Origin of the sequence: Streptomyces sp. cmx-18-6, assembly GCF_046548915.1 — a bacterium.
Classification (GTDB): Bacteria; Actinomycetota; Actinomycetes; order Streptomycetales; family Streptomycetaceae; genus Streptomyces.
Genome location: NZ_JAEBEP010000001.1, coordinates 145,299 through 170,831 on the forward strand (window position 1 = coordinate 145,299; position 25,533 = coordinate 170,831).

23 protein-coding genes are annotated in these 25,533 nt (G+C 71.1%); 5 read left to right on the forward strand and 18 right to left on the reverse strand.

Features of this window, described 5'->3' with window-relative positions; translation table 11 throughout:
- Positions 1–16 precede the first annotated feature (16 nt).
- The 4 genes from ACLJPL_RS00655 to coxB form a co-directional block, all read right to left on the reverse strand.
- Positions 17–1,270 carry an Ig-like domain-containing protein gene (locus ACLJPL_RS00655; RefSeq protein WP_411078649.1) on the reverse strand — a complete coding sequence of 418 codons (1,254 nt, stop codon included), beginning with the start codon at positions 1,268–1,270 and terminating at the stop codon, positions 17–19.
- 164 nt (positions 1,271–1,434) lie between these two features.
- Positions 1,435–1,833 carry a cytochrome c oxidase subunit 4 gene (locus tag ACLJPL_RS00660; protein ID WP_411078650.1) on the reverse strand — a complete coding sequence of 133 codons (399 nt, stop codon included), beginning with the start codon at positions 1,831–1,833 and terminating at the stop codon, positions 1,435–1,437.
- Complete coding sequence (gene ctaD, locus ACLJPL_RS00665; protein WP_411078651.1) at positions 1,830–3,584, reverse strand: cytochrome c oxidase subunit I; 1,755 nt, start codon at positions 3,582–3,584, stop codon at positions 1,830–1,832. Before ctaD ends, ACLJPL_RS00660 begins: the two co-directional genes overlap by 4 nt.
- Entirely contained in the window at positions 3,581–4,549 is a 969-nt protein-coding gene (gene coxB / locus ACLJPL_RS00670; protein WP_411078652.1) for a cytochrome c oxidase subunit II, read from the reverse strand. Before coxB ends, ctaD begins: the two co-directional genes overlap by 4 nt.
- Positions 4,550–4,819: 270 nt before the next feature.
- Between coxB and ACLJPL_RS00675 the strand changes: the two genes are divergently transcribed.
- On the forward strand, positions 4,820–6,202 hold the full coding sequence (locus ACLJPL_RS00675) for a cysteine desulfurase/sulfurtransferase TusA family protein (protein WP_411078653.1): 1,383 nt from the start codon (positions 4,820–4,822) through the stop codon (positions 6,200–6,202).
- On the opposite strand, the gene ACLJPL_RS00680 is transcribed toward ACLJPL_RS00675, so the two are convergent.
- Positions 6,203–7,177, reverse strand: a complete 975-nt coding sequence (locus ACLJPL_RS00680) for a carbohydrate kinase family protein (RefSeq protein WP_411078654.1) — start codon at positions 7,175–7,177, stop codon at positions 6,203–6,205. It lies immediately after the preceding gene.
- Between the two features lie 156 nt (positions 7,178–7,333).
- Between ACLJPL_RS00680 and ACLJPL_RS00685 the strand changes: the two genes are divergently transcribed.
- Positions 7,334–7,543 (forward strand): hypothetical protein, encoded by a 210-nt coding sequence (locus ACLJPL_RS00685; RefSeq protein WP_411078655.1) that lies wholly within the window; start codon positions 7,334–7,336, stop codon positions 7,541–7,543.
- 239 nt (positions 7,544–7,782) lie between these two features.
- Positions 7,783–9,225, forward strand: a complete 1,443-nt coding sequence (locus ACLJPL_RS00690; RefSeq protein WP_411078656.1) for a hypothetical protein — start codon at positions 7,783–7,785, stop codon at positions 9,223–9,225.
- 100 nt (positions 9,226–9,325) lie between these two features.
- On the opposite strand, the gene ACLJPL_RS00695 is transcribed toward ACLJPL_RS00690, so the two are convergent.
- Entirely contained in the window at positions 9,326–9,682 is a 357-nt protein-coding gene (locus tag ACLJPL_RS00695; protein ID WP_411078657.1) for a HesB/IscA family protein, read from the reverse strand.
- Between the two features lie 320 nt (positions 9,683–10,002).
- On the opposite strand from ACLJPL_RS00695, the gene nadA reads away from it, so the two are divergent.
- Both nadA and ACLJPL_RS00705 read left to right on the forward strand, forming a co-directional pair.
- Positions 10,003–11,181 (forward strand): quinolinate synthase NadA, encoded by a 1,179-nt coding sequence (nadA, locus tag ACLJPL_RS00700; RefSeq protein ID WP_411078658.1) that lies wholly within the window; start codon positions 10,003–10,005, stop codon positions 11,179–11,181.
- A gap of 413 nt (positions 11,182–11,594) precedes the next feature.
- Positions 11,595–14,012: a tetratricopeptide repeat protein gene (locus tag ACLJPL_RS00705; protein ID WP_411078659.1), complete on the forward strand. Its 2,418-nt coding sequence runs from the start codon at positions 11,595–11,597 to the stop codon at positions 14,010–14,012.
- Positions 14,013–14,037: 25 nt separating this feature from the next.
- On the opposite strand, the gene ACLJPL_RS00710 is transcribed toward ACLJPL_RS00705, so the two are convergent.
- From ACLJPL_RS00710 to ACLJPL_RS00765, 12 genes are all read right to left on the reverse strand, one after another.
- Positions 14,038–14,523 (reverse strand): GNAT family N-acetyltransferase, encoded by a 486-nt coding sequence (locus tag ACLJPL_RS00710; RefSeq protein ID WP_411078660.1) that lies wholly within the window; start codon positions 14,521–14,523, stop codon positions 14,038–14,040.
- A complete protein-coding gene (locus ACLJPL_RS00715) occupies positions 14,520–15,413 on the reverse strand; it encodes a protein kinase domain-containing protein (protein ID WP_411078661.1) in 894 nt (297 codons plus the stop codon). The genes ACLJPL_RS00710 and ACLJPL_RS00715 overlap by 4 nt, the downstream gene beginning before the upstream one ends.
- Positions 15,329–15,955: a hypothetical protein gene (locus ACLJPL_RS00720; RefSeq protein ID WP_411078662.1), complete on the reverse strand. Its 627-nt coding sequence runs from the start codon at positions 15,953–15,955 to the stop codon at positions 15,329–15,331. The genes ACLJPL_RS00715 and ACLJPL_RS00720 overlap by 85 nt, the downstream gene beginning before the upstream one ends.
- A gap of 68 nt (positions 15,956–16,023) precedes the next feature.
- On the reverse strand, positions 16,024–16,422 hold the full coding sequence (locus tag ACLJPL_RS00725; protein WP_411078663.1) for a hypothetical protein: 399 nt from the start codon (positions 16,420–16,422) through the stop codon (positions 16,024–16,026).
- A 179-nt stretch (positions 16,423–16,601) separates the two neighbouring features.
- Positions 16,602–17,450 carry a Scr1 family TA system antitoxin-like transcriptional regulator gene (locus tag ACLJPL_RS00730; protein WP_411078664.1) on the reverse strand — a complete coding sequence of 283 codons (849 nt, stop codon included), beginning with the start codon at positions 17,448–17,450 and terminating at the stop codon, positions 16,602–16,604.
- 32 nt (positions 17,451–17,482) lie between these two features.
- Positions 17,483–17,992, reverse strand: a complete 510-nt coding sequence (locus tag ACLJPL_RS00735) for a DUF6879 family protein (RefSeq protein WP_411078665.1) — start codon at positions 17,990–17,992, stop codon at positions 17,483–17,485.
- A complete protein-coding gene (locus ACLJPL_RS00740; protein ID WP_411078666.1) occupies positions 17,946–18,227 on the reverse strand; it encodes a hypothetical protein in 282 nt (93 codons plus the stop codon). Before ACLJPL_RS00740 ends, ACLJPL_RS00735 begins: the two co-directional genes overlap by 47 nt.
- Before the next feature lie 205 nt (positions 18,228–18,432).
- Positions 18,433–21,591: an efflux RND transporter permease subunit gene (locus ACLJPL_RS00745; protein ID WP_411078667.1), complete on the reverse strand. Its 3,159-nt coding sequence runs from the start codon at positions 21,589–21,591 to the stop codon at positions 18,433–18,435.
- Between the two features lie 207 nt (positions 21,592–21,798).
- Positions 21,799–22,512 (reverse strand): response regulator, encoded by a 714-nt coding sequence (locus ACLJPL_RS00750; protein WP_411078668.1) that lies wholly within the window; start codon positions 22,510–22,512, stop codon positions 21,799–21,801.
- The gene (locus tag ACLJPL_RS00755; protein ID WP_411078669.1) at positions 22,509–23,816 is read right to left on the reverse strand and encodes a sensor histidine kinase; all 1,308 of its coding nucleotides are present in this window, start codon (positions 23,814–23,816) and stop codon (positions 22,509–22,511) included. The genes ACLJPL_RS00750 and ACLJPL_RS00755 overlap by 4 nt, the downstream gene beginning before the upstream one ends.
- Positions 23,817–24,165: 349 nt before the next feature.
- The gene (gene pspAA, locus ACLJPL_RS00760; RefSeq protein WP_411078670.1) at positions 24,166–24,444 is read right to left on the reverse strand and encodes a PspA-associated protein PspAA; all 279 of its coding nucleotides are present in this window, start codon (positions 24,442–24,444) and stop codon (positions 24,166–24,168) included.
- A 10-nt stretch (positions 24,445–24,454) separates the two neighbouring features.
- A complete protein-coding gene (locus ACLJPL_RS00765; protein ID WP_411078671.1) occupies positions 24,455–25,237 on the reverse strand; it encodes a PspA/IM30 family protein in 783 nt (260 codons plus the stop codon).
- Positions 25,238–25,533 lie beyond the last annotated feature (296 nt).

Below are 25,533 nucleotides of genomic sequence, written 5' to 3' on the forward strand. Positions count from 1 at the left end.
CGCCCCTCGGGCGGTGTCAGACGTGGGGGCGCAGCCGGGCGGCCTGGAGCGTCTGCGGGCTGTCCGGCGCCCCTTCGTTGAGGGCGCTGCCCTTCTGCCACTTCTCCCAGGAGAGGTTCCAGTCGCCGAACCCGTTGTCGAACGGGGTCATGGTCTCCCCCGCGCTGCCGACGACCTTGACGATGTCGCCCTGGCGCACGGTGTCGAAGAACCACTCGGCGTTGCTCGTGCTCATGCCGGTGCAGCCGTGGCTGACGTTGGCGTTGCCCTGGGAGCCGGTGGACCAGGGGGCGGCGTGGACGTACTCGCCGCTCCAGGTCACCCGGGTGGCCCAGTAGACCGGCAGGTCGTACGACTCCGAGGAGCCGGCGGCGATGCCGATGCTCTCCCCGCGCATCCGTACGAACTGCTCCTTGGCGAGCACCACCTTGACCCCGTTGCGGGTGGAGAAGCCGGGCTTGCCGGTGGTGACCGGAATGGTATTGATCACTTCTCCGTTGCGCAGGACCGTCATGGTGTGGTCCGAGGCGTCGGTGACGGCCTCGACCCGGTCGCCGGTGGTGATCTTCAGGGGCTTGGCCTCGGCCCCGTACAGGGCGTTGGTCACCTTGATGCCGGTGAGGTTGGAGCGGACTTCGATGGTGGCGTTGGCGGGCCAGTACTCCTGGGGGCGGTAGTGCAGCTTCTTGTCGTCGACCCAGTACCAGGAGCCGGTGGCGGCCGGGGTGGAGCGGACCTTCAGGGCGCGCTCCACGGTGGCCCTGGCGGCCTTGTCGGTGACCGGAGCGCTGAGTTCCGCTGTGATGGGCTGTCCGACGCCGTAGGTGCCCGCCTGGGGGCCGAAGGCCACCTTCAGCAGCTTCTTGGGCGATGAGGTCTCGAAGGCGAGCGTACGGGTGCCGGGGGCGCCGTCCGCGTTCTCGGTGGAGACCCTGACGGTGTATCCGGTGCCGGCCGCGAGCGGGGCGGTGGAGCGCCACCGCCTGCCGTCCGCGGAGAGCTCGCCCGCCAGGTGGCGGCCCCCCGTGTCCACGGCGCTCACGTCGGTGATGCGGCCGTCGTCACCCTTGACGGTGACTTCCAGGGGCTTGTCGGGGTCGGCCTTCTCCTTCTTGGAGGGGCCGTTGAAGGAGACCTGGTCCCCCGCGTCGTACGGCTTCGTCGAGAGCGGGTGGCTGTCGGGCGAGCCACAGGCGGTCGCACCGGCGGCGAGGGTCACGACCAGCAGGGTGCAGCTCACTACGGTGCGGATGCGCGGCGTGTGGTCCATGGACTCAACGTAAGAAGATTCATCCGATCCAGCGCGTTCAATGACTCCGAACGAGCGAGGGGCCCGCGTCGCTTCCTGCGACGCGGGCCCCTCGTGGGGTAGTGCGTCGCTTCCTGCGACGCGGGCCCCTCGTGGGGTAGTGCGGTGTCACCCCGGGGAGGGTGTCACTGGGTGCGGTTCTCGCCCCGGTAGTACTCGAAGACCCAGCCGAAGAGGCCGATCAGGAGCAGGGGGGCCGAGAAGTACATCAGCCACCAGCCGAAGACGACGCCCATGAAGGCGAAGGCGCCGCCGACCGCCAGGGAGAGCGGCTGCCAGCTGTGCGGGGAGAAGAACCCCAGCTCGCCCGCCTCGTCGGCGACGTCCGCCTCCTTGTCGTCCTGGGCCATGGCGTCGACCCGGTTGGCCGTGAAGGCCAGGTAGAAGCCGACCATGATCGCGAGCCCGAAGGCCAGGAAGAGGGCCGTGGTGCCGACCGGCTCCTTGGACCACAGGCCGTACACGACGGCCATGACCAGGATGAAGGCGCTCAGCCAGATGAACAGGTGTCCCTGGATCTTCACTTGCCTGCCTCCTTGTCACCGGCGAGGTCCTTGTCACCGGCGAGGGCCCTGTCCGACTCGGAGTGGTGCTCAAGCTGTTCGAGCGCCGCGATCTCCGGGTGGTGCAGGTCGAACGCCGGGGATTCGGAACGGATCCGCGGCAGGGTGAGGAAGTTGTGCCGCGGCGGCGGGCAGGAGGTCGCCCACTCCAGCGAACGGCCGTAGCCCCAGGGGTCGTCGACCTCGATCTTCTTGCCGTACTTGGCGGTCTTCCAGACGTTGTAGAAGAACGGCAGCATCGACAGGCCGAGCACGAACGAGGCGATCGTCGAGATCGTGTTCAGCGCGGTGAAGCCGTCGGCGGCGAGATAGTCCGCGTAACGACGCGGCATTCCCTCCGCGCCGAGCCAGTGCTGCACCAGGAACGTGCCGTGGAAGCCCACGAACAGCGTCCAGAACGTGATCTTCCCGAGCCGCTCGTCGAGCATCTTGCCGGTGAACTTCGGCCACCAGAAGTGGAAGCCGGAGAACATCGCGAAGACCACGGTGCCGAAGATGACGTAGTGGAAGTGCGCGACGACGAAGTACGAGTCCGAGACGTGGAAGTCCATCGGCGGCGAGGCCAGGATGACGCCGGTCAGACCACCGAAGGTGAAGGTGATCAGGAAGCCGACCGCCCAGAGCATCGGTGTCTCGAAGGACAACGACCCCTTCCACATCGTGCCGATCCAGTTGAAGAACTTCACCCCGGTCGGCACCGCGATGAGGAACGTCATGAAGGAGAAGAACGGCAATAGCACGCCGCCCGTCACATACATGTGGTGCGCCCACACCGTCACCGAGAGACCGGCGATGGCGATCGTCGCGGCGATCAGACCGATGTAGCCGAACATCGGCTTGCGGCTGAATACCGGGATGACCTCGGAAATGATTCCGAAGAACGGCAGGGCGATGATGTACACCTCTGGGTGTCCGAAGAACCAGAAGAGGTGTTGCCACAGCAGCGCGCCGCCATTGGCGGAATCGAAGATATGCGCACCGAATTTACGATCCGCCTCCAGCGCGAAGAGCGCGGCGGCCAGGACCGGGAAGGCCAGCAGGACCAGGACACCGGTCAGCAGGACGTTCCAGGTGAAGATCGGCATGCGGAACATCGTCATGCCGGGGGCGCGCATGCAGATGATCGTGGTGATGAAGTTGACCGAGCCGAGGATCGTGCCGAAGCCGGAGAAGGCCAGACCCATGATCCACATGTCGGCGCCGATGCCCGGCGAGCGGACGGCGTCGTTCAGCGGCGCGTAGGCGAACCAGCCGAAGTCGGCGGCGCCCTGCGGGGTGAGGAAGCCGGCCACCGCGATGAGCGAGCCGAAGAGGTAGAGCCAGTACGCGAACATGTTCAGCCGCGGGAACGCCACGTCGGGCGCGCCGATCTGGAGCGGCATGATCCAGTTCGCGAACCCGGCGAACAGCGGCGTCGCGAACATCAGCAGCATGATCGTGCCGTGCATCGTGAACGCCTGGTTGAACTGCTCGTTCGACATGATCTGCGTGCCGGGACGGGCCAGCTCGGCGCGCATGAAGAGCGCCATGAGTCCGCCGATGCAGAAGAACGCGAACGACGTGACCAGGTAGAGCGTGCCGATCGTCTTGTGGTCAGTGGTGGTCAGCCACTTGATGACGACGTTTCCCGGCTGCTTGCGCCGAACCGGCAGCTCGTCCTCGTACGAGTCGTCTGCCGGCGCAGCACCCTGAGGTTCGTTGAGGATGCTCACAGTTGGTTCTTCTCCGCATTCCTGGCCGGGTCCGTCTGCTCGATGCCTGCCGGCACGTAGCCCGTCTGACCCTTCTCCGCCAGCTCCTTGAGGTGCTGCTGGTACCGCTCGGGGGAGACGACCTTGACGTTGAAGAGCATCCGGGAGTGGTCGGCGCCGCAGAGCTCGGCGCACTTGCCCATGAAGGTGCCCTCCCGGTTGGGAGTGACCTCGAACGCGTTGGTGTGGCCCGGGATGACGTCCTGCTTCATGAGGAACGGCACCACCCAGAAGGAGTGGATGACGTCACGCGAAGTGAGGACGAAACGGACCTTCTCACCCTTGGGCAGCCACAGGGTCGGGCCCGGGTTGCCGTTCTGCGGGTTACGGGTGCCGGGGATGCCCACGTCGTAGACGCCGCCGGCGCCCTCGGGGAAGTCCTCACGGAACCGGTCGGGGATGGCCGCGAGCTCCTTGGGGACCTCGTTGCCCGCAGCGGGCTGGCCTTCCACCTTCTCGATGTAGTTGAAACCCCAGCTCCACTGGTAGCCGACCACGTTGATGGTGTGGGCCGGCTTGTCGGAGAGTTCGAGGAGCTTCGACTCATCACGCGCGGTGAAGTAGAAGAGCACCGAGACGATGATGAGGGGAACCACTGTGTACAACGCCTCGATGGGCATGTTGTACCTGGTCTGCGGAGGTACCTCCACCTTGGTCCGGCTACGCCGGTGAAAGATGACGCTCCAGAGGATCAGCCCCCAGACAAGGACACCCGTGACGAGCGCTGCCGCCCACGAGCCTTGCCAGAGGGAGAGGATCCTAGGGGCCTCTTCCGTCACCGGGGTGGGCATACCGAGGCGGGGAAAATCCTCCCAGTTGTATGAACAACCGGAGGCCGTCGCCAGGACCAGGCCCGCAGTCAGCACCTGCGGCAGCTTCCGCCGCATCGGGCGCCGCGACGAGCGGTCGGAGCCGTTGGGACTCACGTAGCGCCTTCCCGAGAGTCTCGCCCGCACGGGCGGCGCGCCCGTCTCGCTGGTCGGTCGCCGTCCCTGTCGCGGGCAGGGGTTTGGATGTTTATGCGGACCAAACCCTACTGGACGCTATTTGGGGTCGCGCGGGGAGGGTGCCCAACGCGCCGCCCGACTCCCCGAAGGGGTGGAATCCGGGCCTCCGGCCGTCATCTGACGCCCTCTCTCCCCCGGTGCGGCCGGGCGGCCGCCGGGGCGGGGGCCGGTGCGGGCTAGCGTGGCGGCGTGCCCTACTTCGACGCCGCCTCCGCCGCCCCCCTGCACCCCGTCGCACGCCAGGCGCTGCTTGCCGCGCTCGACGAGGGCTGGGCCGATCCCGCCCGGCTGTACCGGGAGGGGCGGCGCGCCCGGCTGCTGCTGGACGCCGCCCGGGAGGCCGCCGCCGACGCGGTCGGGTGCCGCCCGGACGAGCTGGTGTTCACCTCTTCGGGGACGGCCGCCGTCCACGCGGGAATCGCCGGCGCTCTTTCGGGGCGTCGGCGTGTCGGCCGCCACCTGGCCCTCTCCGCGGTCGAGCACTCCTCGGTGCTCCATGCGGCGGCGGCCCACGAGGCGGCGGGCGGGTCGTTCACCGAAGCGCCGGTGGAGCGGACGGGGGCGGTGGACCCGGCGGCGTACGCCACAGCGCTGCGCGCCGACACCGCGCTGGCCTGTCTCCAGTCGGCCAACCACGAGGTGGGCACCGAGCAGCCGGTGGCGGAGGTGGCCGCGCTCTGCGCCGAGGCCGGCGTGCCGCTGCTGGTGGACGCCGCCCAGTCGCTGGGGTGGGGGCCGGTGGCGGGCGGCTGGTCGCTGCTGACGGCGAGCGCGCACAAGTGGGGCGGGCCGGCCGGGGTGGGGCTGCTGGCGGTACGCAAGGGGGTCCGGTTCTCGCCGCAAGGCCCGGCCGGGGAGCGGGAGTCGGGCCGGGCACCGGGGTTCGAGAACCTCCCGGCGATCGTGGCGGCGGCGGCCTCGCTGCGCGCGGTACGGGAGGAGGCGGCGGCCGAGGCGGTGCGGTTGCGGGCGCTGGTGGACCGGGTGCGTTCGGTGGTGGCCGAGCGGGTGCCCGATGTGGAGGTGGTCGGCGATCCGGAGCGGCGGCTGCCGCATCTGGTCACCTTCTCCTGTCTCTATGTCGACGGGGAGACCCTGCTGCACGAACTGGACCGGCGCGAATTCTCCGTATCGTCCGGTTCGTCCTGCACGAGCAGCACGCTGGAGCCGAGCCATGTGCTCAAGGCGATGGGCGTGCTGTCGGAGGGGAACGTCCGGGTGTCGCTGCCCCCGGGGACGGCGGAGGCGGACGTGGACCGCTTCCTGGACATCCTGCCCGGGGTGGTCGCGGAGGTACGGGAACGGCTCGGCGCGCCGGTCTCCGCACCCCCCTCCCCCGCGCCCGCCCGGTCCCTGGTGGTCGACGCGCTCGGCCGGCGCTGCCCGATCCCGGTGATCGAGCTCGCAAAGGTGATCGGGGAGGTACCGGTGGGCGGCACGGTGACGGTGCTCGCCGACGACGAGGCGGCGCGGCTCGACATCCCCGCCTGGTGCGAGATGCGGGAGCAGGAGTACGTGGGCGAGGAGCCGGCGGACCGGGGCTCGGCCTATGTGGTCCGCCGGCTCAGCTGATCACGCCAGGTGCTGCTTGACCTCGGCGGCGGCCTCGTGGCCGTACGCCTTGGTGAAGCGGTCCATGAAGTTGGTGCGGCGCAGGGTGTACTCCTGGGTGCCGACCGTCTCGATCACCAGGGTGGCGAGCATGCAGCCGACCTGGGCGGCGCGCTCCAGGCCGACGCCCCAGGCGAGACCGGAGAGGAACCCGGCCCGGAAGGCGTCGCCGACGCCGGTCGGGTCCGCCTTGACGTCCTCCTCGGGGCAGCCGACCTCGATGACCGGCTCGCCGACCCGCTCGATCCGGACGCCGCGGGAGCCGAGGGTGGTCACCCGGTGGCCGACCTTGGAGAGGATCTCCTCGTCGCTCCAGCCGGTCTTGGACTCGATGAGCCCCTTCTCGTACTCGTTGGAGAAGAGGTACGTGGCGCCGTCCAGCAGGATGCGGATCTCCTCGCCGTTCATCCGCGCGATCTGCTGCGAGAAGTCCGCGGCGAACGGGATGTTCCGCGAGCGGCACTCCTCGGTGTGGCGGAGCATCGCCTCCGGGTCGTCCGCGCCGATCGAGACGAGGTCGAGGCCGCCGACGCGGTCCGCGACGCTCTTGAGCTCGATGAGGCGGGCCTCGCTCATCGCGCCCGTGTAGAAGGAGCCGATCTGGTTGTGGTCGGCGTCGGTGGTGCAGACGAAGCGGGCGGTGTGCAGCACCTCCGAGATCCGGACCGAGCCGGTCTCCACGCCGTGCCGGTCGAGCCAGGCGCGGTACTCGTCGAAGTCGGATCCCGCCGCGCCCACGAGGATCGGCCGGGTGCCGAGCAGGCCCATGCCGAAGCAGATGTTGGCGGCGACACCGCCCCGGCGCACATCGAGGTTGTCGACCAGGAAGGAGAGGGAGACCGTGTGCAGCTGATCCGCGACCAGCTGGTCGGCGAAGCGGCCGGGGAAGGTCATGAGGTGGTCGGTGGCGATGGAGCCGGTGACTGCAATACGCACGGGGAGGCTTCTCCTGCGGAAGGCGAAGGGCCGTGATGCGCCCTCCGGGACGGCGTGACAGTTCACGCTACCGGGTGAGCCGTCCGGCCGGGAAAAGGGAAAACTACCCGATAGTAGGGCTTTCTACCTGAGCGTGACCGTGGTTACGGTGCGGATATGTCGAAGCACCTGACGAACAACATCGCCTCGCGCGAGTCCGAAGTGAGCCTGGCCGAGCTGCGCGGGGACTGCGCGCGCATGGCTCCGCACTGGACCGCCCCCGTGAAGACCGCCACCGTGACGGTGAAGCCGTCCCTGATCCACGGGGTCACGGTGCCGCCCGCCTCAGCGCGGCTGATCGACGCGATGTCCGAGTACGGGGACTGAGCCGGGGGCCGTCGGGCGCGGGAGCCGCGTCGTCCCGGGCCGGAGACCGTACGGGGGCCGCGTCGTCGGGCACCGGAGGCCGTTCGGGGGCCCGCGCGGGGCCGCCGAACGGCCTCCGGCAGGGGAACCGCTTCCTCCGGCGCGGGAACCGTATCCTCCTCCCCTCCGTCCCACCGGTGTCCCCGTCCGGGGGCACGCGGCAGTGGACGCGACGGCAACGCAGTCGAAGGAGCGATCCGGTGAGCACCGAGCGACCCGACAACGACGTGACCGGCCCCCGGCGGCGACGGCCGCCGCTCGCGGTGGCCTCGGTGGCGGCAGCGGTGCTGCTGGCCGGGGGCGGCGGGGTCTACTGGGCCTCCGCCGCTTCCGGCGGCGGCGACGCGGCCGACAGCCGGAGCGCCGACCGCGACGCGGCCCCCGTCCTGTCCCTGGACGCGCCCGAGGCGGGCCCCGGCGACCCGGCCGCGCCCGGCGACCCGAGCACGCCTCCCCCGGGCATCGCGCCGGGGGAACCGGACCCGAACGGTCCGCCCGTGGTCTACCGGGCGTCGGGCCAGCTCCCGGACGGCCCGGACGAGGCGGCGGTGCACCGCGCCACGGGCACGGTCGCCCCGGCGGAGGTCGCCCGGCTGGCGAAGGCGCTCGGCGTTCCGGGGACCCCGCGCACCGTGGGCGCTTCCTGGGTGGTCGGCGACGAGGACGGGCCCGGCGCACTGCTGAAGGTCACCAAGCAGGCCCCCGGCACCTGGACGTTCGCCCGCGCCACCCCCGTACAGCCCTGCGAGCAGGGGAAGATGTGCGCGAACCAGAGCCCGCCGGAGGCGGACGGGAAGCCGGTGAGCGAGAAGGCCGCCAAGGCCGCCGCCGCACCCGTGCTCAAGGCGGTCGGGCAGGGCGACGCGGCGCTGGACGCGGGCGGGCTCATGGGCGACGTACGCGTGGTGAACGCCGATCCGAAGGTGGACGGGCTGCCCACGTACGGCTGGTCGACCGGCGTCCAGGTCGGCCCGGACGGGAAGGTGGCCGGCGGCAGCGGGCAGCTGAAGGCGCTGGAGAAGGGCCACACCTACCCGGCGATCGGGGCCGGTGAGGCGATCGAGCAGCTCAACGAGGCGAGCCGGGGCGAGGGGGAGGCCGGCCGGGACATCGGCGGCTGCGCCACCCCCGTACCGCTGGAGGGCGAGCCGAAGTCCTCGCAGCCGCAGTGCGTGCCCTCGAACGGCAAGCGGGCCCCGGTGACGCAGACGGTCGAGAAGGCGGTGTTCGGCCTCGCCCTGAGTTACGTCGAGGGCCGGCAGACCCTCGTGCCGTCGTGGCTGTTCACCGTGCGCCAGGCGCCGGGCGGGCCCGGGAGCACGGTCACGCAGATCGCCGTGGCGCCGGAGTTCGTCGAGAAGCCGCAGACGCCGACGCCGTCCGGCGACCGGAAGGCGACCTCGTACGCGGCGGACGGCCGGACGCTCGATGTGACCTTCTGGGGCAGCGTGTGCAGCACGTACACGGCGAGCGCGAAGGAGAGCGCGGGCCAGGTGCGGATCTCCATCGAGGAGGAGCGGCAGAAGGGCGGGGCCTGCATCATGATCGCCAAGGAGCTCAAGGAGACGGTGACGCTGGAGAAGCCGCTGGGCGACCGGACGGTGATCGACGCGGCGAGCGGAGCGACGGTGCCGCGCGGCTGACGCGCGGCCGGTCGTACGGGAGCGGCCCCCGGGATCACTCCCGGGGGCCGCTCCCGTACGACCGTGCTCGTCGCGTTCGGCCGGACGAGCGGTGCGATGCCTAGCTGAACGAGTCGCCGCAGGCGCAGGAGCCGGTGGCGTTCGGGTTGTCGATCGTGAAGCCCTGCTTCTCGATGGTGTCGACGAAGTCGATGGAGGCGCCGCCCAGATACGGGGCGCTCATGCGGTCGGTGACGACCTTGACGCCGTCGAAGTCCTTGACGACGTCGCCGTCGAGGGCGCGCTCGTCGAAGAAGAGCTGGTAGCGCAGGCCCGAGCAGCCGCCGGGCTGGACGGCGACGCGCAGCGCCAGGTCCTCGCGGCCTTCCTGCTCCAGCAGGCCCTTGACCTTGGCTGCGGCGGCGTCGGACAGGAGGATGCCGTCGCTCACGGTGGTGGTCTCGTCCGATACGGACATCTGCTTCTCTCCCGGGTTGTACGGACTGCTTGCCGACGGTTCAACCGCCTCGGGCGCGGATTCATTCCGGGCCAAGCGCTTGTCTGTTCCTTTTCATGCTCGCACACCCGGCCGTCCGGGGGATGCGTCACATCGACGCTATCGGCATCGTCAACGTGACACTAAGGAGCTATGATAGATAGCGTCAAATAGACGAAAAGGCGCGTTCGGAGAAGCCCGCACGGGCTCACAGACGTACGCGGCCGTTCGAAGACTCGCAGATCGCCATCGCAGATGCACAGACGCCATCGCAGATGCGCAGAGTAGAAAGGGTGCGTGACGTGACCACGGCCCAGCCCCTGGATGTTCAGCCGACACCGCTCGCGCTGCTGCTGCTCGGCCGTGAGGCCGACCCGAGGAGCGAGCGCGGCGTCGAGTGCCCCGGCGACCTGCCCTCCCCCTCCGACCCGGACCTGGTGGCGCGCGCCCGGGCCGCCAAGGAGAAGCTCGGCGAGAGGGTCTTCGTCCTCGGCCACCACTACCAGCGTGACGAAGTCATCCAGTTCGCGGACGTCACCGGCGACTCGTTCAAGCTCGCCCGTGACGCGGCGGCGCGCCCGGAGGCGGAGTACATCGTCTTCTGCGGCGTGCACTTCATGGCCGAGTCCGCCGACATCCTGACCACCGACGACCAGGCGGTCGTGCTGCCGGACCTGGCGGCGGGCTGTTCGATGGCCGACATGGCCACCGCCGAGCAGGTCGCCGAGTGCTGGGACGTGCTGACGGAGGCGGGGGTCGCCGACCAGGTGGTGCCCGTCTCGTACATGAACTCCTCCGCCGACATCAAGGCGTTCACCGGCAGGCACGGCGGCACGATCTGTACGTCGTCGAACGCGAAACGGGCCCTGGAGTGGGCCTTCGAGCAGGGCGAGAAGATCCTCTTCCTCCCCGACCAGCACCTGGGCCGCAACACGGCCGTGCGGGACATGGGGATGAGCCTGGAGGACTGCGTCCTCTACAACCCGCACAAGCCGAACGGCGGCCTCACCGCCGAGCAGCTGCGGAACGCGAAGATGATCCTGTGGCGCGGCCACTGCTCGGTGCACGGCCGCTTCTCGGTCGAGTCGGTCGAGGACGTACGGGCGCGGATGCCCGGGGTCAACGTGCTGGTGCACCCCGAGTGCAAGCACGAGGTGGTGGCCGCGGCGGACTACGTCGGCTCGACGGAGTACATCATCAAGGCCCTGGAGGCGGCCCCGCGCGGCTCGAAATGGGCCATCGGCACGGAGCTGAACCTGGTCCGCCGGCTGGCGAACCGTTTCGCCGCGGAGGACAAGGAGATCGTGTTCCTCGACAAGACGGTCTGCTTCTGCTCGACGATGAACCGCATCGACCTGCCGCACCTGGTGTGGACGCTGGAGTCGCTGGCGGAGGGCAAGCTGGTCAACCGGATCGAGGTCGACCCGGAGACGGAGAAGTACGCCAAGCTCGCGCTGGAGCGGATGCTGGCGCTGCCGTAGCGGGTGCTGACGCTGCCGTGGCGGGTGGCGGGTGCGTGGCGGGAAGCCCCGGTAGGCCGTACGTCGGCCTGCCGGGGCTTTGTCGTCGCACGGGGGCTCGTACGCGGCCTGCCGGGCGGGCTCCCTCCCGGCCCGCGCCCGCCTTCGCGCTCCTTCGTACTCCCTCGCACTTCTTCGCACCCCTCGCGCTCCCTCGCACTTCTTCGTGTCCCTCGTACTCCTTCGCACTCCTTCGCACTCCTTCGTCTTCGTGCTCCTTCGTACGGTCGCTTTCCTTTCATACGGCTGCCGGGCCGAGCGTTCCGTAACTACGCTGCTACTCACCGCACTGGCCCCGTGCTGGGGCAGGGGCGCGCGATGACGCGTGCGACGGCGTGCGCGGCGGCGTTGACGGTGGGGCACGGATGACCGGAATGAGTAGCGAGGACGGTGGGGCGGGTATGAGCTACGAGGACCGTGGGACAGACGTGGGCGATGAGGGCCGTGGGGCGGGTGCGGGCGGCGAGGAAGCCCCGGCCGACGCGTTGCGGCAGGCGGAGGAGGCGGTCCGCAGCCGGCGGGGCGCGGCCGAGGGCGCCTCGCCCGCCCCCGCCCCCTCGCCCGAGCTGGCCGCCGCCCTGAGCCGTCTGTCGGAGCTCCGGGCCGGGGCGGGGGACCCCGCCGGGGCCGTCGCCCCCGCGCAGGAGGCGGTGGAGATCTACGAGGCGCTCGGCGCGGACCGCCCGGCCGGCTTCCTGCCCGACCTGGCCATGGCCCTGCACCACCTGTCGAACCGGGCCCGCGCCGCCGGGGACGCCATGGGCGCGCTGGCCCCGGCGAAGGAGGCCGCGCGGCTGTTCGCCAGGCTCGCCTCCGAGCACCCGGGGACCTTCCAGGCGGAGCTGGCCCTCGGCATGGGGTCCCTGGCCGACTGGCTGGCGGACACCGGGGACCGGGCGACCGCCGTGCCGTTCGCCCAGCGGGCCGTACGGCTCCAGCACGAGCTGGTCGACAGGGACGAGTCGAGCGCTTCCGTGGCGACGCTCGCGCGCTACCTCCACCGCTACGCCGCGCATCTGGCGGCCGCCGGGGAGCTCGTGGAGGCGGTGCCGCAGGCCGAGGAGGCGGTCGGCTTCCACCGGCTTCTCGCCGTGCGGGACCCGGACGCCTTCCTCCCCGGGCTCGCCACGGCCCTCAACGCCCTGGCCGATCACCGCGCGGCCGTGAGCGATGCCTCGGGGGCGCTCGAATCGGTACGGGAAGCCCTCGCCCTCCACCGCGAACTGGCGGCCCGGCGGCCCGACGTCTTCCGCCCGGACCTGGCCGCCACGCTCAACGGCCTGGCGGGCCACCTCAACGCGGCCGGGGACCCGGCGGACGGGCTGCGGACGGCGGAGGAAGCCGTCGCCCTCCACCGCGAACTCGCCGCGCGACGTCCCGCCGCCTTCCGCCCCGGCCTCGCCACCGCGCTCGGCAACCTCGCGCGGAGCCTGGCCGACACCGGCGGCCCGAAGGAGGCCCTGCCCCCGGCGCGGGAGGCCGTGGACATCCTGCGCGAGCTCGTCGCCGGGCAGACGGACGCCCTGCTCCCCGCCCTGGCGCTGGCGCTCCAGCACCTCGGCGCGCACCTGGAGCTGACCGGCGACGACGCGGGAGCGGTGGACGCGGTGAGGGAGGCCGTCGTGATCCGGCGGACCCTGGCGCTGGAGGACCCCGACGGCTGCGAGGGCCCGTTGGTCTCGGCTCTCGCCGACCTGACCCGGATCCTCGCCCGTACCGGCGACCGTGCGACGGCGGTCCAGGAATTCGACGAGGCGGTCAAGGAGTTCACGGCGGCGCACCCGGCGACCGCCCGGCGTCTGCGGGTCGAGCGGAGCGTCTTCCTGCTGCGCTGCCCGGGCTTCGGCCCCGAGTCCGCGCCCGGGTCCGGGTCCGACCCCGATCCCGAGGCGGCGGCCGGTCTGCGCGAGCTCGTGACGTTCCTCGACGAGGATGCCGAGGGGACCGGCGACGCGGACGCCGTCACCGTACGGGCCCGGCAGGCGCTGCGCGCGTACGGAGACACCCGGGCGGTGCACACGGCCTGGGAGGACGAGACCTTCACCCCCGTACCGGACTGGCTCACCCTGTCGCCGCAGGCGGTGGAGCTCGTCAGCTCCTGGATGTTCGCGCCCAACTGGCCGCAGTCGCGCGACTTCTGGTCGAGGAACGCCGAGGTGCTCAGCGGCGCGGAGACGGCGACGGCCCTCGACGAGCTGGCCATCCTGGACCCCCGCTCCGCCCAGCGGCACGCCCTGCTCCGTGAGGCCGTCCTCGCCCACGGGGTGACCGCCGCCTACGATCCGCTGATCCTCACGGAACAGCTGGCCGAGTGGGTGGAGTGCGCGGACTGGGCGGAGTCACGGGCCTTCCTGGAGGAGCACCCGCGCCTGCTGAACGTACAGCCGTCCGAGGCCGACACCCCGCTGGCGCACATCGCCGTACTCGACATCGCCCGCACCGAGGGCCTGGACGCGGCCTTCCCCCTCGTCGAGGACCGCAGCGCCCTCCAGGCGTACGTGGACCGGGCGCTGGAGGCCGGGGACGGCAACGCGCTGATGCACGCCGGAGGCATCGAGGGCCAGGTCTTCGGCGACAGGCTCTCCTCACTGACCCACGCCCAGGTGGCCCTGGTGCTCTCGGGGGAGACCGGGGGCATCGACCCGGACGACCTGGCCGGACTCCTGCACACGACCGACGAGGAGACCCGCACCCGGCTGCTGGACGAGGTGGTCGCCCTCCGCGCCCGCCACCCCGAACCGCACGGGGAGACATGGCGGCGGATCATCCGGGCGCTGGGCGGGGAGGACTGAGGCTCACCGGCTGTCGGTCGGCGCTTCACCGGCCGTGGGTCGGCGCTCTCCGGCCGGGCAGCAGGCGGTACTCGATCATCCCGTTCCGGGCTCCGACCCGCGTGAAGCCCGCCTTGGCGAGGACCCTCCCCGAGGCGCGATTGTCGGGGTGGTGTCTGGCTCCGAGGGAGTCGAGGCCGGCCGTGGTGAAGGCGAAGGCGACGAGTTTCTCGACGGCCGTCGTCGCGTAACCCCGGCCCCAGCAATCCTCGCGCAGGACGTAGCTCACCCGGCCGTGACCGTCGCGTCGACGGCCGAGCTTGACGACGCCGGCCAGGTCCCCGGCGACGTCCAGGCCGAAGACGTACTGCTCGACCGGGTCTGCCGGAGTCCTCTCACCCACGCGCACCACGTACTCCTCAGCCTCCCGAGCGGTCATCGCGGAGCGCCCCAGGAACGTGGTGGCGGCCCCGCCGTAGACGCGGCTGATGGCCGGGGCATCGGCGGCGGTGAGGGGCCGGAGCGCGATCATGAGCTGGCGAGGAGGGCGGCCAGGTCGGCGGCGCGCGGCCGGTCGCCCGGCTCCGGGGCCAGACACACGCGGATCACCCTCTCGAACGTGGGGAACGCCCATGGGCGGACGTCGTCGAGTGGGGAGGTGGCGGCCTTCGCGATGGCCTTGAGCTTGTCCTCGCGCGGGGTGTCGCCCTCGTAGGCGACAGGCCGGTGTCCGGTCCAGCACCAGAACAGTGACGCGCCCAGTCCCCAGACGTCGGCCGACGGCTCCACCTGGATGTGGGTGTCGGCGGCGGTGGAGAGAAGGGCATCCGCGATCTCAGGGGCGGTGGTGTGTGTGAGCGCCCCCCGGTAGGGAAGACGGGGCCGGTCGTCGGGGCCACAGGCAAGCGCGTAGTCGACGACCGCTGCGGCACCGGCCTTCGTGATCAGCGTGTTGCTGGGCTGGACGTCCGCGTGGGCCCACCCGGCGGCGTGCAACTGTGCCAGCCGCTCGGCCCACGTCCGGGCGATGCCCAGAATCCAGGGGCGCACGGAGGGGTGGCCGCCTTCGGGGCCGCGCGCGGCGGCGAAGGCGCGCCACACGGGGATGCCGTCGATCCACCTCACAGCGAGCCACCTCCCGCCCTCCCAGGTTCCGGCGTCCACCCGGTAGCAGCGGGAGAGCACACCCGTGTCGGTGAGGCGGACGAGGTGTTCGTCCTCCTGGGCCACCTCTGCGGCCTTGTCGCGCGCAGTGTCGTCGTCGGGGTTGTTCGCCTTCAACGCGACGACACCGTGGGGGCCCGCGATCTTCCAGGCCCGCGAGCCGCGCCGGTCGCTCACGAGCCGGGCCGTGACGGGCTCGCCGACGTGGTGCTCGAGGAGGCTGACGGCTTCAGCGGGAGGTGGAGGCGCTTCGCCCATGTGCGGATCTCCTGCCATTCGTCAGGGAGTTGGTCGAAGACATCGCGGCCGTCGTCGTCAGCCACCGAGAGCGCGGCGGCCAGGTCGGGCGTCGCACGGAGGAACTGCGGATCGCGCCGGCGGATCGCGGCTCTCACGGGGAGGAACGAGACCGGGGCGACGGGGATGGGCTCGCCGGCCCGCGTGTCCTCCTCCTCGCCCGCGTAGAACTTGCCGAACATGATCCCGAGGGGCCCGTACAGGTTCTTGAGGGTCCAGTGGGGCCACGCCATCAGGTCGCGGTGCCGGACGCCGGGGATCTCACCCAGGATGACGACGTTCTCGCACCGCAGAGACCCGTGCGGTCGGTGGATCAGAGGCCGCAGCCGCTCGGCGGCCCGCGCACCGGCGTAGAACAGTTCGGCTTCCACGGCGTCCGCGCTGCCGTTGGCGCGGTAGACGGTCCAGGTGGTCCCTCCCAGCTCGATGGAGGGAGACAGATAAGGGCAGTGAGCCGCCATCCGCTGCACATATCCGGTGATGTCGATGGACCTCGGCCTCACCGTACTGGCCTCGACGAGGCGAAGCGCCCCAGCGGTGGGCCGGGACGCTCCGTCGATTCGCGGGAGGGTCACCGGCTGCCCGGCGCGGCCTCGTCGCCGTCCCCGGTGGTCGGGCCGCAGTCCCACTCGGCCACGACCTTGCCTGTCGCCTCGTACCGGGCAAGGGCGCTCTCGTCGAGAACGCCGTCTGCGCCGGTGAACCAGATTGCGGGCAACTGACCGTACGCCTCCTCGTATGCGGCCACCCAGCCGATCGGACCGGAGCCGTTCATCTCACGGTGCCCCAGCACGGTTCCGGCGTGCTCGGAGCTGAAGGCGGCGTACTCGGGGGTTCCGATCATCCGGTGCCACGCGGAGTCCACGGCTCGGGAGAACATCTCGGCGGGGCCCCCGCCGCCCGCGAACTGTCGCCCGGCCACGGCAAGGAAGCGGCCGAGCTCGCGGCGTTCGATGGTGGTGATGCTCATGGTGGTGCTCCTCTCGACAGTCTTTCGAGTGATGTCGCCGGTCTTTCGGATGGTGCTCGGCGGCGTATCCGCTCAGGGCCGGTTCTCCGGCAGGCGGAATTCGGTGGCTTCTCCGGCCCTCAACACGCTAGGCAGGGAGGGGACGTGCCTCCAACGAAGTTGCGACTTCTTGCGGGCCTTCACCCGAGTGCGTCGATCGCGGACCGGATCAGAGTGCGGGCCCGCGCGCCGTGGACGGCCGTGTTCGCCATGGCGGTGAAGGCGCGGGCGTAGTCGGCGATCTCCCGGGGCTGTGTGATGCGGAGGTAGCCGGACGTCAACTCGACGGCCACCTCGGCCTCGTCGAACAGGTAGAAGTCCTCGGCCGGCAAGTGAGCGCGGCCGACGCCGAGGGGGATGATGCCGAGGCTGACGAACGGCTTGGACCCGATCGCGATCAGCTGGTCGAGTTGGGCGGCCATGGCGCGGCGGTCGCACACGGCGGCACGCAGCACGTATTCCTCGACCAGCAGGCCGAACCGGTGCCGGCCGGAGAGAAGGGCGTCCCGGCGCTCCATTCGGGCCCGCACCGCGTCGTCCACGTCGTCGACGGCGACGCGCTCACGCTGGATCGAGCGCAGCACGGCAGCGGTGTACTCGGCGGTCTGAACCATGCCGGGCAGTACGCGACTGGAGTAGACGCGAAACAGGCGGGTGCGCTCGTAGAGGCCCGCAACGGATTCCTGAGCAGCCCGGAGCCCGTTGCCCTCCATCTGCCGCCACTCGGTGTACATCGACCGCACCGCACGCGCGGCGGCGATCAGGTCAGGGATCTGTTCACCCGCTCCGCACGCCGTGCACCAGGCTCTGATGTCGGACTCGGAAGGAGCCTTCTTCGCGCTCTGGATGCGGCTCGTCTTCGCGGCGTCCCATTCGCACCGGAGGGACAGTTCCTCTCCCGTGAGGCCGGCGTCCTTGCGGATGTCGGCCAGGCGGCGAGCGAGAGCCTTCCGCGCCTCGACGACGCTTGATGAGGGGGTCGAAGACATGCCGGCTGTCCGGTGGAGGCGCGAGGGCGGATCTAGACCACGAACTCCTGGTGAGGGATGGCACGGTCCCACAGGGCTTCGATCGAGGTGACGACCATCTTCACCGTGGCGGGGTCTTCGTTGAACTCATGCCCGGCCCACTCACCGTCGCCGGTGAACCAGTGGAAGAGCACCCGCTCGTCGTCGATCAGCCAGAGGTCGTTACCGGGCAGCGCGAGGTCGGAGGAAAGCCGCCGGGGCAGCCAGCGCACGCTCTCGCCGGCCGCGATGTTGTGGCGTGCGGTCAGGGAGTGCTCCCATCGGATGTAGTCGGTCACCGGCTCCGATACGACCCGGACCCGGCGCAGCGTCACGCCACGGGCCGTTGTCTCCCGCACCAGGTCCTGCCACTGACGGTATTCATCGGGCAGTTCGACGTCGCGGCCTTCCCGCCATACGTCGAACAGCGGGTCGGCCATGTACGAGTCACGCGTCTCCAGGTGAACGGCCGAGCGCTCAGCGCTCCTCAGCAGGGCGGTGAAGTCCGGCACGTTCTGCGGCATCGCACGCCTTCCTCAAGATCGGGACCATCCGGGCGGGGATGCGTATCACGGCCTCATGGTCGGGCACGCCCTTGGGGTGGCCCGGCACCCACTCGGTCTCGTTGATCCTCGCGTACGTATCCGGGTCCGGGAGCCAGCTCTGGACGAGGATCTCGGCCGTCTCGTCCTCCACCCACACCGTGGGCGAGCCGCCGTTGGGCGAGTCCGGGTCTTTCCCGAAGAACTCCAAAGCCATGCTTCCCTCCAACGCCGAGCCAGTTGCGGAGTCTCTCGGTGACGCTCCCTCAGGTCGGTCGTGGCGGTCAAGACCGCGTGGAGCGATGGGCGGGTTCGGACCGCTCGACGAAACGACGAAGGCTCCCGTTCGCTCCCTCACCCCCGAAGGGGCCCGCCCCACGCACCCGCGTGGGACAGGCCCCTGTGTCGTACGACCGTGTCGGCTACACGCCCGAGGGCTGCGTCTCCTTCGTCTCCGCCGGCTCGGCCTGCGCCGGGACGGCCGCCTTCGCCGCGCGCTTGGCCGCCTTCTTCTCGGCTCGGCGCTCCTTGCGCAGCTCGACCATCGCGTACAGCGTCGGTACGAGCAGCAGGGTGAGCAGCGTGGAGCTGATCAGGCCGCCGATCACCACGACGCCCAGCGGCTGCGAGATGAAGCCGCCGTCGCCGGTGACGCCGAGCGCCATCGGGAGCAGGGCGAAGATGGTGGCCAGGGCCGTCATCAGGATCGGGCGGAAGCGGTGGCGGCCGCCCTCGATCACGGCTTCGACGATGCCCAGGCCCTGGGCGCGGTACTGGTTGATCAGGTCGATCAGCACGATGGCGTTGGTGACCACGATGCCGATGAGCATCAGCAGGCCGATCATCGCGGGGACGCCCAGCGGGGTGCCCGTGACGAGCAGGAGGCCGATGGCCCCGGTCGCGGCGAACGGGACCGAGACCAGCAGGATCAGCGGCTGGACAAGCGACCGGAAGGTGGCCACCAGCAGCATGAAGACGATCGCGATGGCCGCCAGCATGGCCAGGCCGAGCTGCATGAAGGCTTCGTTCTGGTCCTCGGTGACGCCGCCGATGGTGGCGGTGGCGCCTTCGGGGAGGTCCAGGGCGTTGATCTTCGTGGCGAGCGTGGTGCCGACCGCGCCGGTGTTGTCGCCGATGGGCTTGGCGGTGATCGTCGCCGCCCGCTGGCCGTCGATGCGGGTCATGGAGACCGGGCCGGGGACCAGCTCCACCGTGGCGATGTCGCCGAGCTTCACCGGGCCGAGCGGCAGGGCCTTCAGCTCGGCCATCGTGGCGGCCGGGCGGGCGGAGCGGATGACGATGTCGCGCTCGGTGTCGTCCAGCGTCGCGGTGCCGGACGGGGTGCCGCGTACGGCTCCGCCGACGACCGCGCCCAGGGTGGCGGAGTCGAATCCGGCGGCGGCCGCCTTGTCGTTGGCCGTGACGGAGATGCGCGGGACGCTCTGCGACAGGTCGCTCTGGACGTCGGTGACGTCCTCGATCGTGGCGACCTCGGCGCGGACCGCGTCGGCCGCCTTCTTCAGGACGTCCGGGTCGGACGCCTTGACGACGACGCTCAGGTCCTGGGAGCCGAAGCCGTCGCCCGCGGCGATGGTGGTGTCCCCGATGCCGTCGAGCTTGCCGAGGGCCTCGTCGATACGGTCCTGGGCGTCCTCGTAGTCCGCCGCGTCCTTCAGCGTCACCTGGTAGGACGCCTGGTTGGAGCCCGTACCGCCGCCGAAGGCCGCCATGAAGCCGGAGGAGCCGACGGTGACCTGGTAGTCCTTGACGCCCTTGTCGTCGGTGAGGACCCGCTCGACCTTGCGGGCGGCCTCGTCGGCGGCCTGGAGGCTGGTGCCGGGGGCCAGTTCCTGCTTGACGGTGAGGACTTCCTGCTCGCCCGCGTCGAAGAAGTTGGTCTTGAGCAGCGGGAGCATGCCGAAGGTGCCGATGAGCACGGCGGCGGCGATGACCAGGCTGGTGATCCGGCGGCGGGTCGCGAAGCGCAGTACGGGGACGTACAGGCGCTGGAGCCTGCTGGCCGCCTCCTTCTCCTCGGCGATGCGGCGGGCTTCGGCCGCGTCCTCGGGGGTGCCCTTGGGCGGGCGCAGGAACCAGTACGACAGGACGGGCACCACCGTGAGCGAGACCAGCAGCGAGGCCAGCAGCGCCGCCGTGACGGTGAGGGAGAACGAGCCGAACAGCTGGCCGACCATCCCGCCGACCAGGCCGATGGGCAGGAAGACGGCGACGGTGGTGAGGGTGGCGGAGGTGACCGCTCCGGCCACCTCCCTGACCGCGGTGATGATCGCCGCGTGGCGCTCCTCGCCGTAGCCGAGGTGCCTCTTGATGTTCTCCAGGACCACGATCGAGTCGTCGACGACCCGGCCGATCGCGATGGTCAGCGCGCCGAGCGTGAGCATGTTCAGCGACAGGTCGCGGGACCAGAGCACGAGCAGCGCGAGAACGATCGAGAGCGGGATGGAGACCGCGGTGACCAGGGTCGAGCGGATCGAGGCGAGGAAGACCAGGATCACGAGGACCGCGAAGAGCAGGCCGAGCGCGCCCTCGGTGGTGAGGCCGGAGATCGCCTTGGAGACGGCGGGGCCCTGGTCGGAGACGACGGTCAGCTCCGCGCCCGCGCCGAGGTCCTCGCGGAGCTCGGGCAGCTTGTCCTTGACCGCGTCCGAGATGGCGACGGCGCTGCCGTCCTTGTCCATGGTGGCCATCACGGCGAGGCTCGGCCTGCCGTTCGTACGGGTGATGGAGACCGCGGTGGACGGCTCCTGCTTCACCTGGGCGACGTCCCCGACGCGTACCGGCTCGGCCTTGCCGCCGCCGTCGCCGCCCGCCGGGCCCTGCGGGACGACCTGGAGGTCCTCGATCTGCCGCAGCGAGGTGTAGCCGCCGCCGACCTGGATGGTGCGGTTCTTGCCGCCCTCGGAGAAGGAGCCGGCCGGCAGGGTCGCGCCGCCCGCCTGGAGGGCCTGGGACAGCGCGCCCGCGTTCAGGCCGGCCGCGGCGAGCTTCCTGTCGTCGGGCACGACGGAGACCTGGAGCTCGCGCACCCCGTCCACCGTGACCTGGCCGACGCCCTCGATGTCCTGGAGGGCGGGGACGACCGTGCGGTCCAGCTGGGCGGCCAGGGCCTGCTGGTCCTTGTCGGAGGTGACGGCGAGGACCACGGTCGGCATGTCGTCGGTGGAACCGGCGATGACCTGCGGGTCGACGGTGCCGGGCAGTTGGGCGCGGGCCCGGTTCACCGCCTGCTGGATGTCGGCGACGAGCTGCTTGGTGCCCTCGTCCCCGAAGTCGAAGGTCGCCATGATGAGGGCGTTGCCCTCGCTGGCGGTCGAGGTGATGCCCTCGACGCCGTTGACGGCCTTGAGGGAGTTCTCCAGCGGCTCGACGACCTGCTTCTCCACCACATCGGGGGACGCACCCGGGTAGGGGGCCAGCACCGAGACCATCGGGAGTTCGATGGTGGGCAGCAGCTGTTGCTTGAGCTGCGGGATCGCGATCGCGCCGAAGACGAGCGCGACGATCGAGATCAGCCCGATCAGGGCCCGTTGCGCGAGGCTGAATCTGGACAGCCAGGACATGGGTGGGTCTCTCTTCTGTGGCGTACGAGACGGAGGCCGGGCGGGAAGGATGGAAGGAAGCCCCTGCGGGGACTCTCGTCCCGCCCGTTCATACGATCTCCGACCCGGCCCGCCGGGACGTCGGTCCCCGGGCTGCTTTCTTACGCCCCGCATACCGCAGGTGGAGTACGCCGTTTCTCCAACCGGCGCAGTCCTCGCCGCCCGCCGTCACTCCGCGCGAGGACGCACCAGGCCCGATTCGTAGGCGATGACCACCAGTTGGGCACGGTCCCGGGCCGCCACCTTCGCCATCGCCCGGTTCACATGGGTCTTCACGGTGAGCGGGCTGACCTGGAGCCGTTCCGCGATCCGGTCGTTGGAGTGGCCGCCCGCCACCAGCACGAGCACCTCCCGCTCGCGCACGGTGAGCGCGGCCAGCCGCTCGGCGTACTCCGCGCTGTCCGGGCCCTCCCCCGAACTGCCGCCCTGGGCCAGGAAGGTGGCGATGAGCCCCTTGGTCGCCGCCGGGGAGAGCAGCGCCTCGCCCGCCGCCGCGATCCGGATGGCGTTGAGCAGCTCCTCCGGCTCCGCGCCCTTGCCGAGGAACCCGGAGGCTCCGGCGCGCAGGGCCTGGACCACGTACTCGTCGACCTCGAAGGTGGTGAGCATGACCACCCGCACGGCGGCCAGTTCCGGGTCGGCGCTGATCAGGCGGGTGGCGGCGAGCCCGTCCGTGCCCGGCATCCGGATGTCCATCAGCACCACGTCCGCGCCGGTCGCCCGGGCCTGCTCCACCGCCTCGGCCCCGTCCGCCGCCTCGCCGACGACCTCCATGTCGGGCTCGGAGTCCACCAGCACCCGGAAGGCGCTGCGCAGGAGCGCCTGGTCGTCGGCGAGCAGCACCTTGATGGGCGGCTCGGAGGTTGTCACAGGCTGTGTCATCGGCGCTCCCCCGTCGTGGCCGCCGGGCCGGGCGGTTCCGGTTCACCCGTGCGGGCCTCGATGGGCAGGATCGCATGGACCCGGAACCCGCCTCCGTAGCGAGGCCCCGCCGTGAGCGCTCCGCCCAGGGCGGTGACCCGCTCCCGCATGCCGAGGAGACCGTGGCCGCCGCCCTCGGGAGCCGTGCCGGCGCTGTCGGGGGCGGTGCCGCCGCCCTCGGAGCCCGGGCGGCGGACCGTGCTCCCGAGGCCGTTGTCCAGCACCGTGATCTCGGCGGTGGCTCCGACCCGTACGACGCTCACCTCGGCCCTGGCTCCGGCCCCGGCGTGTTTGCGTACGTTGGTCAGGGCCTCCTGGATGACCCGGTACGCGGCCAGGTCGACGGCGGCGGGCAGGCCGGGGCCCCGGTCGGCGCCGGCCACCTCGACGGGGAGCCCGGCGTTGCGGAAGGTGTTCACCAGCTCGTCGAGGACCGCGAGGCCGGGGGCCGGTTCGGTGGGGGCCTCGGGGTCGCCGGACTGACGCAACAGCCCTACGGTGACGCGGAGTTCGTTGAGCGCGGAGCGGCTGGCGTCGCGTACGTGGGCGAGCGCTTCCTTGGCCTGGTCGGGGCGCTTGTCCATGACGTGGGCGGCGACCCCGGCCTGGACGTTGACCAGGGCGATGTGGTGGGCGACGACGTCGTGGAGGTCCCGGGCGATCCGCAGCCGCTCCTCCGCGACGCGGCGGCCGGCCTCCTCCTCCCGGGTGCGCTCGGCCCGCTCGGCGCGCTCCCGGATGGCGTCGACGAACGCGCGCCTGCTCCGTACGGCGTCACCGGCGGCGGACGCCATCCCGGTCCAGGCGAAGACGCCCAGGTTCTCCTGGCTGTACCAGGGGGTCGAGCCGAAGACCATCGCGGCCACGGTCAGCACCCCCATGGTCAGCAGGCCGACCCGCCAGGTGGTGGGACGGTCGGTGCGCGAGGCGACGGTGTAGAGGGCGATGACGGCGCTCATCACGACCGGGGCCGGCGGATCCATCAGGACGTATTCGGCCGCCGCGAGGACACCGGTCGCCGCGAGCACCGCCCTGGGCCGACGCCGCCGCAGGACGAGCGCCGCGGCCGCGAGCACCATGAACAGCACGCTGAGGAGCTCGGGGGTGCGGGTCCCGAACTTCGGCCCGTGGCCCGTGCCCGGGTCGGCGAACGAACCGCTGATCATCGCGATCAGCACGCAGAACGCGAGGGCCGCGTCGAACGCGAGGGGGTGGTCCCGAAGCCAGCGACGGGCCCGCGCGAACCCGGAGGGGAGGGTGGTCACATCGAGCAACGGTACGGCGTGTCGCGTACGGATCCGTCTCCGCCGGGTGCCCGTATCCGTCTCCGCGGGTGCTCGCGCCCGTCTCCGCGGGTACTCGCACCCGTCCCAGACGGGTGCCCGTATCCGTCTCCGCGTGTGCCCGGATCAGTCCACGCCGGGTGCCCGTACGGCCGCGGAACCGCACGGCGGAGGGGGCACCGCCCCTCGCCGGCGCGCGGACAGCGACAGCACCGTGCCCCGCGCCGGCGGACCGGGGCGCGGGGCACAGGCGTCCGGGTGCGGGGTGGAGCGGGCGGCCCCGCCCGGGTCGGCGGGGCCGCCCGGACGCGGGGTGCTGCGGCGTGGTGCTTCAGCTGGGGATGAGGCCGTCGTCGCCGAGCATGGCGCGCACTTCCTCAAGGGTCGCGCCGGGCGCGGGGAGGATCAGCTCGGACGGCTCCAGGGAGTCGTCCGGCAGCGGAGTGCCGAGCTCGCGCACCTTGTCCAGCAGCGCGTGGAGCGTGGTGCGGAAGCCGGGGCCGTCCCCGCTGTCCATCTCCTTGAGCAGGACGTCGTCCAGCTCGTTCAGCTCGGCGAAGTGACTGTCGGCCAGCTTGACCTGGCCCTCCCCCATGATCCGTACGATCATGACGCCGCCCTCACTGCTTGTCGAACTTGTGCGGGGACTGCTGCGACTGCGGTGTGCCGTCCTGCGTGCCGCCCTCGATCGCCTGCTGCGAGGACGAGGAGCCGCCGGCCAGCTCGGCCTTCATACGTTGCAGCTCCAGCTCCACGTCGCTGCCGCCGGAGATCCGGTCCAGCTCGGCGGCGATGTCGTCCTTCGCCGTGCCGGTCGGGTCGTCCAGGGCGCCGGAGGCGAGCAGCTCGTCGATGGCGCCGGCCCGCGCCTGGAGCTGCTGCGTCTTGTCCTCGGCCCGCTGGATCGCGAGGCCCACGTCGCCCATCTCCTCGGAGATGCCGGAGAACGCCTCGCCGATCCGGGTCTGCGCCTGGGCCGCCGTGTAGGTCGCCTTGATGGTCTCCTTCTTCGTGCGGAAGGCGTCGACCTTGGCCTGGAGCCGCTGGGCCGCCAGGGTGAGCTTCTCCTCCTCGCCCTGGAGCGTGGTGTGCTGCGTCTCCAGGTCGGTGACCTGCTGCTGGAGGGCGGCGCGCCGGGACAGCGCCTCGCGGGCCAGGTCCTCGCGGCCCAGCGCCAGCGCCTTGCGGCCCTGGTCCTCCAGCTTGGACGACTGGCCCTGCAACTGGTTCAGCTGCAACTCCAGCCGCTTGCGGGACGTCGCGACGTCGGCGACGCCGCGGCGCACCTTCTGAAGCAGCTCCAGCTGCTTCTGGTACGAGTAATCCAGGGTCTCGCGCGGATCCTCGGCCCGGTCCAGGGCCTTGTTTGCCTTCGCGCGGAAAAGCATCCCCATACGCTTCATGACACCGCTCATGGGCTTCGCGCGCCCCCTTCTGACGGACTGAGCTCCAGCACTCCCGATAGAACCCACAGTACGGGCCCTGTCTCTATTACCGCACTGTTCGAGGCGCGATGTGCTCCTCCGCAAGGACGACTGCGCCCCGTGACCGCTCCCGCCCAGGGAGTAGAAGGCGGTCAGGGACAGGGGGTGGCGGCCGGGGAAACCGGAGGCAAACGTCCGTTCTGCCCCTGTCGGGCTGCTTTTCCGGACGCGGTCCGTTGCGGGATCGTGCCCGGGCGGTCCCCGCGCCCGTCCGC